Genomic DNA, 16569 nt, shown 5'->3' on the forward strand with positions numbered 1-16569 from the left:
GTTAATCGGGGCAGGGTGAGTCGACCCCTAAGGTGAGGCCGAAAGGCGTAATCGATGGGAAGCAGGTTAATATTCCTGCACGACTTGTAATTGCGATGGGGGGACGGAGAAGGCTAGGTGGGCCAGGCGACGGTTGTCCTGGTGAAAGTGCGTAGGTGGTGTTTCTAGGCAAATCCGGAGACACAACACTGAGACACGAGACGAACGCACCACGGTGCGGAAGCCATTGATGCCCTGCTTCCAGGAAAAGCCTCTAAGCTTCAGATTACAAGTCATCGTACCCCAAACCGACACAGGTGGTCGGGTAGAGAATACCAAGGCGCTTGAGAGAACTCGGGTGAAGGAACTAGGCAAAATAGAACCGTAACTTCGGGAGAAGGTTCGCTCTTGATGGTGAAGTCCCTTGCGGATGGAGCTGTCGGGAGTCGCAGTGACCAGATGGCTGGGACTGTTTATCAAAAACACAGCACTCTGCAAACACGAAAGTGGACGTATAGGGTGTGACACCTGCCCGGTGCCGGAAGGTTAATTGATGGGGTTAGCGCAAGCGAAGCTCTTGATCGAAGCCCCGGTAAACGGCGGCCGTAACTATAACGGTCCTAAGGTAGCGAAATTCCTTGTCGGGTAAGTTCCGACCTGCACGAATGGTGTAACCATGGCCATGCTGTCTCCACCCGAGACTCAGTGAAATCGAATTCGCCGTGAAGATGCGGTGTACCCGCGGCTAGACGGAAAGACCCCGTGAACCTTTACTACAGCTTGGCACTGAACATTGAACCTACATGTGTAGGATAGGTGGGAGGCTTTGAAGGCGTGACGCCAGTTGCGCTGGAGCCGTCCTTGAAATACCACCCTTGTATGTTTGATGTTCTAACGCAGGCCCATGAATCTGGGCCGCGGACAGTGCCTGGTGGGTAGTTTGACTGGGGCGGTCTCCTCCCAAAGAGTAACGGAGGAGCACGAAGGTTGGCTAATCCTGGTCGGACATCAGGAGGTTAGTGCAATGGCATAAGCCAGCTTAACTGCGAGACGGACAGGTCGAGCAGGTACGAAAGTAGGTCATAGTGATCCGGTGGTTCTGAATGGAAGGGCCATCGCTCAACGGATAAAAGGTACTCCGGGGATAACAGGCTGATACCGCCCAAGAGTTCATATCGACGGCGGTGTTTGGCACCTCGATGTCGGCTCATCACATCCTGGGGCTGAAGTCGGTCCCAAGGGTATGGCTGTTCGCCATTTAAAGTGGTACGCGAGCTGGGTTCAGAACGTCGTGAGACAGTTCGGTCCCTATCTGCCGTGGGCGTTGGATGATTGAAGGGAGTTGCTCCTAGTACGAGAGGACCGGAGTGAACGAACCTCTGGTGTTCGGGTTGTCACGCCAGTGGCACTGCCCGGTAGCTAAGTTCGGAATCGATAACCGCTGAAAGCATCTAAGCGGGAAGCGAGCCCTGAGATGAGTCATCCCTGACCCCTTGAGGGTCCTAAAGGGCCGTTGGAGACCACAACGTTGATAGGTGGGGTGTGTAAGCGTAGCGATACGTTGAGCTAACCCATACTAATTACCCGTGAGGCTTAACCATACAACACCCAAGAAGTGTTCAGAGACTTGTAGCAGATACCGAGAACGAATAACTAAATCAGCTTTTTCAGATTGAAGATTTTTGCCTGGCGGCAATAGCGCAGTGGAACCACCTGACCCCATGCCGAACTCAGAAGTGAAACGCTGTAGCGCCGATGGTAGTGTGGCATTCGCCATGCGAGAGTAGGACACTGCCAGGCACCCAATTTTAGATTACGCATTGAGCGTGGTCTTTACCGGTTAGTGTGCTGATATGGCTCAGTCGGTAGAGCGCATCCTTGGTAAGGATGAGGTCCCCAGTTCGATTCTGGGTATCAGCACCATTTTCAAGCAGTACAGCTTTTGCCTGACGGCAATAGCGCCGTGGAACCACCTGATCCCATGCCGAACTCAGAAGTGAAACGCGGTAGCGCCGATGGTAGTGTGGCATTCGCCATGCGAGAGTAGGACACTGTCAGGCACCTATTCAGAAGAGGCCTCCCATGCGGGAGGCCTTTTTGCATTTCTGTCCTCCCACCTCAATTCCCTGCTCCTATTTCAGTAAAAATGCTGGGCTATCAAGGGATTGCTCGTTACTCTTTAGCCGTTGCCCGATGAACACGTGATGCTGCCTGCGAGGTATTGATGGCTACGTTGAAGGAAATTGCACAGGAGGCGGGGGTATCGCTTGCTACCGTATCCCGTGTGCTGAACGAGGATCCCAGCCTGAGCGTCAAGGACGAGACCAGGCAGAAGATCTTCGAGATTGCCGAGCGGCTGGAGTACAAGACCAGCAGCGCCCGCAAAGGGGTGCACAAGAGCAAGCTGCAGCTCCTGGCTGTCTACGCCTATCCCCAGAGCACCGAGGTCAACGATCCCTATTACCTCGCCATCCGCTATGGCATCGAGACCCAGTGCACCCGCCTCAACATCGAGTTGACCCACTGCTACAACGGTGCCGAGGGGCGTGAGCTCTCTGCCGTCGATGGCATCCTGGTCATCGGCCATCTGCCGGAAGAACGGCTGGCCGTGCTGCGCGGCCTGTCTGCCCAGCTGGTGTTCGTGGATTGCCGCTCTCAGGGCGATTTTGACTCGATTGACGTGGATCTGGCACTCATCAGCCAGCAGGTAGTGGACTTCTTCATCGCCGAGGGCCATCAGCGCATCGGCTATATCGGTGGCCAGGATGATGGCCCGGATCTGCGGGAACTCGCCTTTCGCGATTATGGCCAGCGGCTTGGCGTGGTGCAGGAGAGCGACCTCTATCGCGGAGACTTCTCCAGCGCTTCCGGCTACAAGTTGGCGAAGGAGATGCTGGCTGGCGACTGGCCCAGGGCGCTGTTCGTTGCCTCCGACTCCATCGCCATCGGCGTGCTGCGTGCAATCCACGAGAAGGGATTGGCGATTCCCCAGCAGATCGAGCTTATCAGCGTCAACGATATTCCGACCGCCAAGTTCACCTTCCCGCCGCTCTCCACGGTGCGGATCCACTCCGAGTTAATGGGCTCCCAGGGGGTCAATCTGCTGGTTGAACGGCTGCGAGACGAGCGGGATATTCCACTCCGAGTGCTGGTACCGAGCAAGCTGACCCTGCGTGGCACCACTCGCTGATTTTAGTAAAATATTATGCTTTTTAGTCGCACCATCTTGCGGTGGTGCGACACCTCTCCCTAGCAAACCTCTTTCCCATATCATCCAACAACTTCATATCATATTGTTTTATAGTTGATTTTTTATAGCTCAGCCAGCTACTATCAACATCCATGCCACTCATCCATATCTTGCCCTCCTTTATCTCCCGCTTCTGATCTCGCTCACAAAACCATCTGTTCATTGTGATCAGGTTAAAACTTTACCAATTCAAAGCTGATATTTAGTAAATGTTTATCTAGAGTTTACCCAGTTAACGTTGCCTTGTTCCGGGAGGACATGTGAATAACTGGGAAAACGTCCAATTCGTTGGTGAAAACAGGCTGGCCCCGCGCGCCTACTTCTTCTCTTATGCCGACCACGCGCTGGCGGCCACCATGCAGCGCGAGCTGAGCCGCCGTTTTCTGAGCCTTGGCGGCCAGTGGCAGTTTCACTACTTCGACCACCCCCTGCAGGTGCCGGAGGCCTTCTATCACAGCCCCATGAGCGAGTGGGGCCAGATCACCGTGCCCAACATGTGGCAGATGGAAGGACATGGCAACTTGCAGTACACCGACGAAGGTTTTCCCTTCCCCATCGATGTGCCCTTTGTGCCGACCAACAACCCCACCGGCGCCTATCAGCGCAGCTTCACGCTGAGCCCAGCTTGGGACGGCGAGCAGGTGATCATCAAGTTTGACGGGGTGGAGACCTACTTCGAGGTCTATGTGAATGGTCACTACGTCGGCTTCAGCAAGGGGAGCCGTCTCACCGCCGAGTTCGATATCAGCGCCTACGCCAACATCGGCGAGAACCTGCTGTCGGTGCGGGTGATGCAGTGGGCTGACTCCACCTATATCGAAGATCAGGACATGTGGTGGATGGCGGGGATCTTCCGCGACGTCTATCTGGTGGGCAAACCGGCCGCCCATGTGCAGGACTTCTTCATCCGCACCGCGCTGGCGGATGACAATCAAAGCGCCACCCTGAGCTGCGACATTCAGCTGGAAAATCTGGGGGCGGCTGCCCGTGATCACCGTCTGGTCTGGTCGCTGCTGGATCAGGGCAGCGAGATCGCCAGCGGCTCCCTCGACCATCTCGCCATCGACGGCAAGTGTGATTGCCGCTTCACGCTGGATCTGGCCAACCCCCATCTGTGGAATGCCGAAGACCCTTACCTCTATCAGCTGCAACTCTCCCTCTACAACGGTCAGGGCGAGCTGCTGGAAGTGGTCCCGCAGCGGGTCGGGGTGCGTGAAATCACCGTCAAGGATGGCCTCTTCCATGTCAACGGCCACTACCTCAAGCTGCACGGGGTGAACCGCCACGACAACGACCACCTCAAGAGCCGCGCGGTCGGCATGGATCGTGTTGAACGCGATATCGTGCTGATGAAGCAGCACAACCTCAACTCGGTGCGCACCGCCCACTACCCGAACGACCCGCGTTTCTACGAGCTGTGCGACCAGTACGGTCTGTTCGTGATGGCGGAGACCGACGTGGAGACCCACGGTTTTGCCAACGTCGGCGATCTCAGCCGCATCACCGACGACCCCTTCTGGGAGCCGGTGTTTGTGGATCGCATCGAGCGCCACGTGCACGCCCAGAAGAACCACCCCTCCATCATCATCTGGTCGCTCGGCAACGAGTCCGGCTACGGCAGCAACATCAGAGCCATGTACCAGCGCTGCAAGGCGATCGACCCGACCCGGCTGGTGCACTACGAAGAGGATCGCGATGCCGAGGTGGTGGATGTGGTGAGCACCATGTATTCCCGCGTCTCCCAGATGAACTGCTTCGGCGAGTTCCCGATGGCGAAGCCGCGCATCCTCTGCGAATACGCCCACGCCATGGGCAACGGCCCGGGTGGCCTGAGCGAATACCAGCAGGTGTTCGACCGTCATCCCCACATTCAGGGCCACTACATCTGGGAGTGGTGCGATCACGGCATTCTGGATCAGGACGAGCAGGGCCGCCCCGTTTACAAATACGGCGGCGACTACGGCGACTATCCCAACAACTACAACTTCTGCATGGATGGCCTCATCTATCCGGATCAGACCCCGGGGCCTGGCCTGCGTGAATACAAGCAGGTGATCTGCCCGGTCAAGGTGCGCGCGCTGGATCTGGCGAGCGGCAAGCTGGAAGTGGAAAACCGTTACTGGTTCTCCACTCTCGACGATATCCGCCTGCTGGTCGAAGTGAAGGCCGAGGGCGAACTGCTGGCCAGCCAGCAAATCCGGTTGGAAGGGATTGCCCCCGGTGCCACCACAGATCTGCAACTCGAACTGCCATCCCTAGATGGGCGGGAGACTTTCGTCCAGCTGCGGGTCATCAAGGCCACCGCCACCCATTACAGCGCGGCGGAGCACGAACTGGGTCAGTACCAGTTCCAGCTGAAGGAGTCGACTCGTCAGCTGCAGCCCTTTGCCAATCCCAATGCCACAGCATTGCAGATTGCCGACGAGCGGCTCGCGCTGACCTTGAGCGGCAGCGGCTTCGCCCTGCGCTTCTCACGCCTCGACGGCAAGCTGGTGAGCTGGCAGCAGGATGGTATCGAGCTCATCGAGCGAGCCCCACGCCTCACCTTCTTCAAGCCGATGATCGACAACCACAAACAGGAGTACGAGAGCCTGTGGCACCCCAACCACCTGCAGATCATGCAGGAACACTTCCGCACCTTAAGCTGGCGTCAGCTGGGCGAGGCGGTCGAGGTGACGGTGGAGAGCCTGATCGCGCCGCCGGTGTTCGACTTCGGCATGCGCTGCCGCTACGTCTACACCCTTAGCCCGAACGGCCAGCTGCATGTGGCGCTGTCCGGTCAGCCCTACGGCGGTTATGACGACATCATCCCCAAGATCGGCTTCGAGCTGGGCATTCGTCAGGATCTCGACCGGGTGCACTACTACGGCATGGGGCCGGGCGAAAACTATCAGGACAGCCGCCAGAGCAACTGGATCGACAGCTTCCAGAGCACAGTCGGCGAGATGTGGGAGCACTACCCCTTCCCACAGGATAACGGCAACCGCCAGCAGGTGCGCTGGGCGACCCTGACCAACCGCCACGGCGCCGGTCTCTACGTGCGGCCCGATGCCCCCATCAACCTGAGCGTCTGGCCCTACAGCTGGGAGCATATCCACGCGGCGCAGCACATCAACGAGCTGGAACCGAGCGGTTATCTCACCCTCAATCTGGATCACAAGGTACTGGGGCTCGGCTCCAACTCCTGGGGCTCCGAGGTGCTGGACTCCTGGCGGGTGCGATTCGAGCCATTCAGCTTCGGCTTGACCCTGCTGCCCATCTCCCGTGGCAACCTCAATCCGGCTGCGCTGGCCGGGCTCGATCTCACCATCAACGGCGGGAGGAACCTCGCATGATCACCCTGGACAACCTGACCCTGTTCAAAAACATCTACCGGGAGGGCAAGAAGTGGGGCCGCTGCGTGGAGGCCATCGACAACCTGGCCAACCTCAAGCCCGGAATCTGCCACTCCATCGGTGACTCCCTCACCTACCGCTTGCAGGAGGGGGCCAGCCCGGCCACCTCGTTGTTCGAGGGGCAGCGCCGCTACTTCGACGTTCACTACTACCTGGAAGGGGCAGAGACGGTGGAGTGGGCAGCCAAGAGCGAGCTGGCGGTCGAGCAGGCCTATGACGACACCACAGACCGCGAGTGGCTGGCAGGCGAGGTGCGTGAGCGCCAGCAGGTGGGCAACGGTCAGGTGGTGATCTTCGAGAACGACGAGGCCTACCGTTTCGTCGGCGACGGGCCGGTGCGCAAGGTGATCATCAAGGTCACCGTCGAAGGCGGCTACTTCAAGAACAAATAACAAGCCGCCGGTTCTGCACTGACAAAGCCGAAAGGGCGGGGCTCACCCTACACATCATGCCCCGCCCTTTCGCGAGATAACTACAGGTCTGGAGATGCACCATGTCTGATTCCAAACGCAATACGATAGGCAAGTTTGGTCTGCTGTCGCTCACCTTCGCGGCGGTATTCAGCTTCAACAACGTCATCAACAACAACATCGAGATCGGTCTGGCCTCGGCCCCGATGTTCTTTCTGGCCACCATTTTCTACTTCATTCCGTTCTGCCTGATCATTGCGGAGTTCGTGTCACTGAACAAAAACTCCGAAGCGGGGGTGTATGCCTGGGTGAAGAGCTCCCTCGGCGGTCGCTGGGCCTTTATCTCCGCCTACACCTATTGGTTCGTTAACCTCTTCTTCTTCACCTCGCTGCTGCCGCGGGTCATCGCCTACGCCTCCTATGCCTTTCTCGGCTACGAGTACATTCTCACTCCGGTGGCGACCACGACATTGAGCATGGTGCTGTTCGCCTTTGCCACCTACGTTTCCACCAACGGTGCCAAGATGCTGGGCCCCATCACCTCGGTGACCTCGTCCCTGATGCTGCTGCTGACCCTCTCCTACATTCTGCTGGCGGGTGCGGCACTGGTGGGCGGCGTACAGCCAGCCGACCCCATCACGGTAGAAGCCATGGTCCCCGACTTCAGCTGGGCCTTCCTCGGCATCACCACCTGGATCTTTATGGCAGCCGGTGGCGCCGAGTCGGTGGCGGTCTACGTCAATGACGTGAAGGGCGGCTCCAAGTCCTTTGTGAAGGTGATCATCGTCGCCGGGATCTTTATCGGGGTGCTCTACTCCATCGCATCGCTGTTGATCAACGTGTTCGTCCACAGTGACACCCTGAAATACACCGGCGGCTCGGTGCAGGTGTTCGAGGGGCTGGCGGCCTACTTCGGCCTGCCGGAGATCCTGATGAACCGCTTCGTCGGGCTGGTCTCCTTCACCGCCATGTTCGGTTCCCTGCTGATGTGGACGGCGACCCCGGTGAAGATCTTCTTCTCCGAAATCCCGGCCGGCATCTTCGGCAAGAAGACGGTCGAGCTGAACGAGAACGGCGTGCCCGCCCGCGCAGCCTGGATCCAGTACCTCATCGTGCTGCCGCTGATGGTGATCCCGACCCTGGGCTCCAACACCGCCCAGGATCTGATGAACACCGTCATCAACATGACCGCCGCCGCCTCCATGCTGCCGCCGCTGTTCATCATGCTGGCCTACCTCAATCTGCGGCTGAAGCTCGACCACCTGCCGCGGGAGTTCAAGATGGGTTCGCGCACCACTGGCATCGCCGTGGTGTCGGTGCTGATCGTCCTCTTCTCGGTGGGCTTCCTCGCCTCCACCTTCCCGACCGGCGCCGACATCATGACCATCATCTTCTACAACGTCGGCGGGAGCGTGATTTTCCTCGGCTTCGCCTGGTGGAAATACAACCGATACGAGGCCTCCCTCAGCGCCGAGGCGCGCGCGAAAGAGGCCGAGCCGACGGCGCAGGTCGTCATCCAGCCGTCATGACCCCATCAAACCGGGTGGCCGTTGGCCACCCGCAAACCGTTGAACCAGAAAAGGAAAAGAGCATGAGCGAGACGATCGAGTTTGCCGAATTCAAACGGGTCGAGATGAAGGTGGGCAAGGTGTTGGAGGTGGTGCGTCACCCCGGGGCCGACAAACTCTACATCGTCCAGATCGACGTGGGTGGCGAGCGGCCGCTGCAGACTGTCACCAGTCTGGTGCCTTACTACAGCGAAGAGGAGCTGATGGGCAGCGAGGTGGTGGTACTGACCAACCTCAAGCCCACCAAAATGCGCGGTGAGCGATCCGAGTGCATGTTGCTCTGTGCCGAGACCCCGGACGAGAGCCGGAGCGTGCTGTTGCAACCGCGGGTGCCGATGGCGCCGGGCACCCCGATCGTCTGACTGGTATTGCGAGCCGGTGCGGTGAGATTGCACCGGTTCACCAAGAAGGCCGTCCACGCGGTCCGATCATAACAAGAGAGTAAAGGGCAGGGTCGACAGACCCTTGCCGAACACATCACAGAGTCACAGCGTTACCCGCAGGGAGCGCGAGTCCACTGGAGGACACCATGTCTGAATCCGTACGCGGCACCATAGGCAAGTTTGCCCTGTTGTCGATGACCTTTGCCGCCGTGTTCAACGTGCGCAACATCGTCAACAACAACATCGAGCTGGGGCTCAGCTCCGCCCCCATCTTCCTGCTGGCGACCATCGTCTACTTCATCCCGTTCGTCTTCATCATCGCCGAGTTCGTCTCGGCCAACAAAAACTCCGAGTCGGGGATGTACGACTGGCTGAAAAAGCCGCTCGGCACCCGGATGGCCTATCTGGGCTCGTTTCTCTACTGGTTCGTGAACCTGTTCTGGTTCGTCTCCCTGCTGCCCAACGTCATCGCCTACGCCTCCTACGCCATGCTGGGCTATGAGTACAGCTTCTCGCCCATGGTCACCTCGGTCATCTCCATCGTGCTGTTTGCGGCGGCGACCCACATCTCCACCAAGGGGGCGAGCTGGCTGGGCAAGATTGCCGAGATCGTGGCCTACGGGGTGTTTGCCCTGTTCGCCATCTATGTGCTGGGTGCCCTGATGGCCCTGAGTGGCGATCATGTGCCGGCCCAGCCCATCACGCTGGAGGCGATGACTCCCACCGTCAACTGGGCGACGCTGGGCATCATGTGCTGGATCTTCCAGGCGGCGGGCGGTGCCGAGACGGCGGCGGCCTACCTCAATGATGTGAAGGGGGGCCAGAAGTCCTTCATCAAGGTGATCATCAGCGCGGGTATCGTCATCGGCGCCATGTATGCGGTCGGTTCCCTGCTGGTGAACGTGTTCGTACCGCGCGAGAGCCTCACCTATGCTGGCGGCATGGTGGAGATCTTCACCGGTATGGCGCAGTATTTCGGGCTCTCCGAGGCGCTGGTGGGCCGCTTCGTCGGCGTGGTGCTGTTCATCGCCATGTTCGGCTCCATGATGATGTGGACCTCGGCGCCGGTGAAGATCCACTTCTCCGAGATCCCGCAGGGGGTTTACGGCGAGAAGACCACCCAGCTCAACGAACATGGGGTGCCGGTGCGCGCCGCCTGGTGGCAGTTTGTCTTCGTGTTCGCGATGCTGGTGGTCAACGGCTTCGGCTCCGAGTCGGTACAGCAGATGATGAACACCGCCATCAACCTCACTGCCGGGACTGCCATGTTGCCGCCGATCTTCATCATGGTGGCCTACTTCGTGTTCCGCTGGAAACATGACGACACCCCGCGCGACTTCCGCATGGGGTCGCGCAAGTTCGGGATGGGGGTGGTGTCGGTGCTGATCGCCATTTTCGTGGTGAGCATGAGCGCCTCCGCCTTCCCGGCCGGGGTGGATCTGGTGCGCGCCTTCTTCATCAACGTCTTCATGACCGCGGTCTTCTCGGCGGTGGCCTACTGGTGGATCTCCCGCTTCGAGAAGCGGCAGGCCCGCAAGCTCGGTGGCAATGAGAAGAAAGCGGGCAGCGGCCCCCTGGCCAGCCAGCGCTGACCGGCATGTGGCAAACAGGAGACGGGCGGCCTTGGTCGCCCGTTTTTTGTTGGCCGGATCCGGGGCCGGAGGGGCAAAATCGTTTAGTTTTGCTGTGAGAATGCGCGTTATCGTTTAACAAAATGAAACAAATGAAGCTGCCGCTCAACTTTGCACCACAGGGTGTTCGGGGTAAGCTTGTCCCTTCGTATCCGGGGTCGCCGCCTGATGACGCCTTCCCCGTGCCCTGTCGTCCCCATCCCGTGCGGGACGCGCTTTCTCTGGAGACTCTCCGTGCGTCTGGATCCTTTTACCTCTGTGCTGATTGCCGTGGTGGCCCTGGCCTCCTTCTTCCCCTGCGAGGGGCAGGTGGCCGTCTGGTTCGGTCTGTTGACCAAGCTGGCGGTGGCGCTCTTGTTCTTCATGCATGGTGCCAAGCTGTCGCGCCAGAACCTGCTGGCGGGCCTGGGCCACTGGCGGCTGCACCTGGTGGTGATGGCCAGCACCTTCCTGCTCTTCCCGCTGCTGGGGCTCTTGCTCACGCCCCTGGTGCCCCAGTGGCTGAGCCCGGCCATCTATCTCGGCTTCTTGTATCTGTGCGCCCTGCCCGCCACCGTGCAGTCGGCCATCGCCTTCACCTCCATGGCGGGGGGCAATGTGTCGGCGGCGGTGTGCAGCGCCTCGGCCTCCAGCATCCTCGGCATCTTCCTCTCGCCGGTGCTGGTGGGGCTGATGATCAATGTGCAGGGGGAGGGGGTCGATACCTGGCACTCCATTCAGGCCATCATGGTGCAGCTGATGCTGCCCTTCGTGGTGGGCCACCTGTCACGCCCCCTCATCGGTGGCTGGGTCGACAGCCATCGCCCGCTCATCGGCAAGCTGGATCAGAGCTCCATTCTGCTGGTGGTCTATGTGGCCTTCAGCGAGGCGGTGGTGCAGGGGATCTGGCACCAGGTCGGCTGGTACGATCTCGCCAGCATCGTGCTGCTGAGTTGCGTGCTGCTGGCACTGGTGCTGGGGTGGAACGTCTGGATCAGCCGTCGCCTCGGTTTCAACAGGGCGGACGAGATCACCATCGTCTTCTGCGGCTCCAAGAAGAGCCTGGCCAACGGGGTGCCCATGGCCAACGTCATGTTCCCCGCCGCCAGCGTCGGGGTGATGGTGCTGCCCCTGATGATCTTCCACCAGATCCAGCTGATGGTGTGCGCCGTGCTGGCCCGCCGCTACCGCGAGCAGGAGGCCCTGCCCCAGGTTCAGCAGGGGTAAGTCGTCTGGATAAAAAAGAGGGAGGCCATGGGCCTCCCTCTTTCGTTTGCCGCATCGTCAGCGTTTGCGCCAGACGGTGAGTTGGGCCACCGTGTGCTGGTACTTGCGGGCGGTCTCGCGGATGACGAAGGGGACGTCCCTCGGGGGCATGTGCTCCTCGAACTCCTCCGCCAGCAGCCGTTGCAGCGCTTGATAGGTGCCGAGGGCCTCGCCGTTTTCCCGGATGCCGCCGAGCCAGTTGGCCTTGGGGGTGTAGTCGGTCAGCCAGGTGTAGGGGCTGGTGAGCACCAGCAGGCCGCCGCTGCGAAGGCGCGGAGCAATGTCCCGCAGGAAGCGGGCGGGCTCCCGCAGCCGGTCGATCAGGTTGGAGGCGAGCACCAGGTCGTAGTCACCGTACCTGGGCTTGAGGTTGCAGGCATCCCCCTGGCTGAAGTGGACCCGCTCGCTCTGCTCACGACCGAGCTCGTGGCGGGAGAGGCGCGCCTCGCAATATTCCACCAGATCCCCTTCCACCGGCACCGCGTAGCGGAAGCTGTCCTGTCTTGCCAGGGTCAGGGCCACGTCGATGAAGCGGGCCGAGTAGTCCACCCCGTCCACGTGGGCGAAGCGGCGAGCCAGTTCGAAGCTGGCGCGGCCGGTGGCGCAGCCGATATCCAGCGCCCGCTCATGGCGGCCGCAGAGCTCGCTGGCAAGACCGGCCAGAGCCTCGGCGTAGTTGGCGACCCCGAAGTGGTTCGGGCCGTACTGGAAGTCGAGATACTGGGCGACCAGGGTGTCGGTTTCATAAGGGTTCACGATGACGGGTTCCTGATGGCGTGAGACCAGGTAGCGGAAGCCCGCGTGCTGGAAGAAGTGGCGACGGAAGGCATAGCGGGAGGATTTGAGTGCCTCGTTGCCGGTGCTGATCCAGCTCCCGCCCTTGATGAGGGTGTGTTTGCCGTCGAAGGTGGGGGTGGAGAAGTCGTCGTAGAGGGGGTGCACCTTGAACCCCTCGAAGCCGTCGATGGCGGTGCTGGTCCACTGCCAGACATTGCCCACCAGATCGAAGAAGCTGCCCTGGGGGCAGGCATCCACCGGGCAGGAGGAGGCGAAGCGGGCCAGGTTGATGTTGCCGGGTGCCTCGATCCAGTCCGGCTGATCGCCGGCCAGTTGCTCTCGCAGCAGCATCCACTCCGCCTCGCTCGGCAGCTGGATGGGCAGGCCGGTCTGATCCGCCTTCCAGCGGCAGAAGGCGGCGGCCTCCAGCTGGTTCACCTCCACCGGCCAGTCCCAGGGCATGGGAACCTGCCCGGTCATCAGCCGCAATTGCAGTTGTTCGGGCTCGGCGGGATCGCCGACCCAGAAGGTGGGCATGCGCGCCCCGGCATACTGGCGCCAGCCCCAACCTTCGTCATCCCACCAGGCGGGCGCTTCATATCCGCCCGCCTGCACGAAGGCCAGGTACTCGGCGTTGCTCACCAGCATGCGGCTGGCCTGGAAGGGGGCCAGTTCGATATGGCGCTCGCCGTATTCGTTGTCCCAGCCGTAGGTGGCGTCCTGCTTGCCGAGCCGCACTCGGCCACCGGCCACCGGCAGCAAGCTGTTGGCGGGCACTTCGTCACGGCGATGGCGCGCCTCGGGGCAAACCGGCCACTGGGGCTGGCTGCGCACCCAGGCGAGCGGCAGCTGGCGGATCAGCACGCTGGAGGTCTCGAGATGGATGCGCTCGTGCTCTATCCCCATCAGGATGACCCAGGCCGGGCTCTGCCAATGGATGGGCAGCTCGATCGGCATCCGCTCGATGAAATCACACACCAGGGCGCGCACCCGGCCGCGATAGGCGCGCAGCTCACTGACGGAGGGCCAGTCGTAGTGGGTCTCGTCGAGATCGTCCCAGCTCATCTCGTCCACCCCGATGGCGACCATGGCCTCGATGCGGGGATCGAGCCGACTCTCGATGAGGCGGGCCGCCAGCAGTTTGTTGACGAAGAAGGCGGCGGTGTGGCCGTAGTAGAAGATGAGCGGGTGGCGCAGGGGGATCGCCTTGTTGAACCAGGCGCGCTCGTCGGCCAGGCACTCGAACAGGGAGTCATAGAGATCAAACGTCTGGCAGAAGTAGGCGAGCAGCTCGTGGCGCTTGTGCTCGGGATCCGTGCCGGTCAACAGCGGGGTTCGTGTGGGGGCGGGCAGGCCCTCTGGGGTGACGAAGGGGTGGCTGGCTTGGGTCACGCTCTGACTCCTTGTTGGTATGCATCGATGGAGTGCTCTATACGCACCAGGTATCACTATTGGCTCAACGAACCGGGGCGGCAACCAAAAAAATGGGTCAACGCCCTCCTTCGGGTGTGGTCAGATTGACCAGATTGTGGTCTGAATGACTCTTTGTTGTGGGCCCATCGAGCCTCGCAATATTGAAATGGATAGATAAATCATGATGTTAGCCATATGGCACAGGGTTTGCTAATTGCCACTCACCTGCCGCGCCGTGCGGCAAAGAGGAAACGAGGAGTAGCGGGATGAAATGGATGCTGGGAGTGGTGCTGGCCCTGGGACTGACCGGATGCAGCTGGCAGGATGACGTCAAGGTGCGCGGGGAGGGAGCCGTGGTGGAGCAGCAGCATCCCCTGGGGCGGGAGGTAACCCGGGTGCTGGCGGGCGTGCCCGCCAACCTGTACCTGGTGGCGGGAGAGAGCCACACCCTCAGGGTCAAGGGGGAGGCCAACCTGCTGCCCTATCTGGTACTCACCGAGCAGGGGGAGAAGCTGGAGATCGAGGTCAAGGATGGCTACCGGCTCGACCCCACCCAGCCGCTGGAGATCACCATCACCCTGCCGACGCTGCACGAGTTGGCACTGGCGGGGGTTGGCAACGGCGCCTTGCGCGACTTCAAGGGGGATGATCTGGTGCTCTCCCTGGCGGGCACGGGGGACATCGTCGCCAGCGGGCTGACGCTGGATCGGCTGGAGGGTAACATCGCCGGGCTGGGCAACCTGGATCTGGGGCAGGGCTCCGCCCGGGTGATGGCGCTGAACATCGCCGGCGCTGGTGGCGTCAAGGGGGCCGGGCTCGCCAGCGAGGAGGTCGAGGTGAGCATCGCCGGCAGTGGCGAGGTCGAGGTGCGGGCCCAGTCGCGGCTCAAGATAGAGATCGCCGGTGCCGGTGCGGTCAACTACTGGGGCAGCCCAGCGCTGACCAGCGAGATCGCGGGTTCGGGTCAGGTGAGCCGGTTGGGGAGCTGATCCCATCATCGCAACAATGAAAAAGGCCCCTCGGGGCCTTTTTGCAGGATGCGACACTGTGGGACGACACCTCACTCGAGGGGAAGTGCGAGGCCCATATCGGCGTTCAGGCGCATCAGCAGCCACTGCATGCCGGCGAGGTGCTGGTGGTCATGGCTGGCGAGCAGGCGCACCAGACCGTCCAGGGTCACCTCCCCATAGCCGCCATAGCGGGCGCGGCGCTGCCAGGCGTCGGACGGTACCGTCTTCAGCCATTCGACGGTCTGCAGGCGGGCGGTGCGAAAGCGGTCGAGCTGCGTGGCGGTATCCTGTCGGGGGTAATCATGGTCCAGCGCCAGCTGATAACCATCGAGGGAGGCGAGTTCCGGCAGGCTCTCCGCCAGGGTGCGACGAAACCGCACCTGATAGCCCAGCACCTCGATGTCCAGCAGGTGGCAGAGGTGCCCCCTGGCACTGAAACGCTCGGAGGGGATCCCGGCCCAGTTGGCGGGTTCCCAGTCCAGACGGTCGGTGGGGACCTGTGCCAGCAGCCGCTCGAACTGATCAGGCATGGCCAGCAATGTGGTGAAGAGAGGCATCCTTGTCTCCTGTTTCCGGGTGAATGGCCGCCCGCTGACGGGGCGGCCACGAGCGGATCAGCCTCAGGCCGGTTCGCCCAGGTGGTTGGCGTGAAAGCGCAGGTGTGCCTCGATGAAGCTCGCCACGAAGTAATAGCTGTGGTCGTAGCCGGCATGGCGGTTGAGCGTCAGGGGCCACGCCCGGGTGGCGGCCACTTCGGCCAGGGTGTCGATGCCGAGCTGCTCCGCCAGGAAGGGGTCGTCCAGCCCCACGTCCACCAGGGTCGGCAGGGGCGGGCTGTCGTGGTGGCGCAGCAGTTGGCAGGCATCCCACTCCTGCCACAGCAGGGGGTTGTTGCCGAGGTAGGCGCCGAGGGCCTTCTGGCCCCAGGGGCAGCGGCTCGGGTGGCTGATGGGGCTGAAGGCCGACACCGAGCGGTAGCGACCCGGCTCGCGCAGGGCGGCGATGAGGGCGCCGTGGCCTCCCATGGAGTGGCCGCTGATGGCGCGCTTCGTCGAGACCGGGAAGTGGGTCTCGATGAGCTCGGGCAGCTCCCGGGTGACGTAATCGTACATCTGGTAGTGATCCCGCCAAGGGCTTTGGGTGGCGTTGACGTAGAAACCCGCCCCCATGCCGAGGTCATAGCCGGGATCGTCCGCCACCCCTTCACCGCGGGGGCTGGTGTCCGGCGCTACCAGAGCGATGCCGAGCTCGGCGGCGATGCGCTGGGCCCCGGCTTTTTGCATGAAGTTCTCGTCGGTGCAGGTGAGACCGGAGAGCCAGTAGAGCACCGGCACTTTCTGGCCGGTGAGGGCCTGGGGCGGCAGGTAGATGGCGAAGCGCATCTCGCACCCCAGCACATTGGAGCGGTGGCGATACTGCTTGTGCCAGCCGCTGAAGCTCTTGTTGCTGCTGATGATGTCCAGATTCATGTAAGGACTCCTTGCCCCGCCCATGCGATGGGCGGGGCG

The 16569-nt window shown here is 61.4% G+C and carries 11 protein-coding genes, 1 tRNA gene and 3 rRNA genes (1 of these 15 only partly in view); 12 read left to right on the plus strand and 3 right to left on the minus strand.

Going from position 1 to position 16569, the window contains the following annotated elements; all coding sequences use genetic code 11:
* The 11 genes from ACPW74_RS20595 to ACPW74_RS20645 form a co-directional block, all read left to right on the plus strand.
* Positions 1-1580 (plus strand): 23S ribosomal RNA (locus ACPW74_RS20595) (it extends 1309 nt beyond the left edge of the window).
* A gap of 84 nt (positions 1581-1664) precedes the next feature.
* A 5S ribosomal RNA gene (rrf, locus tag ACPW74_RS20600) occupies positions 1665-1779 on the plus strand.
* A 47-nt stretch (positions 1780-1826) separates the two neighbouring features.
* A tRNA-Thr gene (locus tag ACPW74_RS20605) sits at positions 1827-1902 on the plus strand.
* A gap of 22 nt (positions 1903-1924) precedes the next feature.
* Positions 1925-2039 (plus strand): 5S ribosomal RNA (gene rrf, locus ACPW74_RS20610).
* A 164-nt stretch (positions 2040-2203) separates the two neighbouring features.
* Positions 2204-3169, plus strand: a complete 966-nt coding sequence (gene ebgR, locus ACPW74_RS20615; protein ID WP_069651541.1) for a transcriptional regulator EbgR — start codon at positions 2204-2206, stop codon at positions 3167-3169.
* A 320-nt stretch (positions 3170-3489) separates the two neighbouring features.
* On the plus strand, positions 3490-6564 hold the full coding sequence (gene ebgA, locus ACPW74_RS20620; protein ID WP_223932241.1) for a beta-galactosidase subunit alpha: 3075 nt from the start codon (positions 3490-3492) through the stop codon (positions 6562-6564).
* Positions 6561-7016: a beta-galactosidase subunit beta gene (locus ACPW74_RS20625; RefSeq protein WP_042864630.1), complete on the plus strand. Its 456-nt coding sequence runs from the start codon at positions 6561-6563 to the stop codon at positions 7014-7016. The genes ebgA and ACPW74_RS20625 overlap by 4 nt, the downstream gene beginning before the upstream one ends.
* 101 nt (positions 7017-7117) lie before the next feature.
* A complete protein-coding gene (locus ACPW74_RS20630) occupies positions 7118-8563 on the plus strand; it encodes an amino acid permease (RefSeq protein WP_223932240.1) in 1446 nt (481 codons plus the stop codon).
* 62 nt (positions 8564-8625) lie between these two features.
* Complete coding sequence (locus ACPW74_RS20635; protein ID WP_042015202.1) at positions 8626-8964, plus strand: tRNA-binding protein; 339 nt, start codon at positions 8626-8628, stop codon at positions 8962-8964.
* Positions 8965-9131: 167 nt separating this feature from the next.
* Positions 9132-10577 (plus strand): amino acid permease, encoded by a 1446-nt coding sequence (locus ACPW74_RS20640; RefSeq protein ID WP_223932238.1) that lies wholly within the window; start codon positions 9132-9134, stop codon positions 10575-10577.
* A gap of 273 nt (positions 10578-10850) precedes the next feature.
* Positions 10851-11822 (plus strand): bile acid:sodium symporter family protein, encoded by a 972-nt coding sequence (locus tag ACPW74_RS20645; protein ID WP_279980935.1) that lies wholly within the window; start codon positions 10851-10853, stop codon positions 11820-11822.
* A gap of 57 nt (positions 11823-11879) precedes the next feature.
* Here the strand turns inward: ACPW74_RS20645 and ovoA are convergent, their stop codons facing one another.
* Complete coding sequence (gene ovoA / locus ACPW74_RS20650) at positions 11880-14030, minus strand: 5-histidylcysteine sulfoxide synthase (protein WP_223932237.1); 2151 nt, start codon at positions 14028-14030, stop codon at positions 11880-11882.
* 287 nt (positions 14031-14317) lie between these two features.
* On the opposite strand from ovoA, the gene ACPW74_RS20655 reads away from it, so the two are divergent.
* The gene (locus tag ACPW74_RS20655; protein ID WP_161647001.1) at positions 14318-15040 is read left to right on the plus strand and encodes a GIN domain-containing protein; all 723 of its coding nucleotides are present in this window, start codon (positions 14318-14320) and stop codon (positions 15038-15040) included.
* A gap of 71 nt (positions 15041-15111) precedes the next feature.
* Here ACPW74_RS20655 and ACPW74_RS20660 read toward each other — a convergent pair whose 3' ends face one another.
* Together ACPW74_RS20660 and fghA are read right to left on the minus strand one after the other, a co-directional pair.
* A complete protein-coding gene (locus ACPW74_RS20660; protein ID WP_279980937.1) occupies positions 15112-15618 on the minus strand; it encodes a DinB family protein in 507 nt (168 codons plus the stop codon).
* 63 nt (positions 15619-15681) lie between these two features.
* The gene (gene fghA / locus ACPW74_RS20665) at positions 15682-16530 is read right to left on the minus strand and encodes an S-formylglutathione hydrolase (protein ID WP_279980938.1); all 849 of its coding nucleotides are present in this window, start codon (positions 16528-16530) and stop codon (positions 15682-15684) included.
* Positions 16531-16569 lie beyond the last annotated feature (39 nt).

It is taken from the genome of Aeromonas sp. INTO2, assembly GCF_049860605.1.
Classification (GTDB): domain Bacteria; phylum Pseudomonadota; class Gammaproteobacteria; order Enterobacterales; family Aeromonadaceae; genus Aeromonas; species Aeromonas caviae.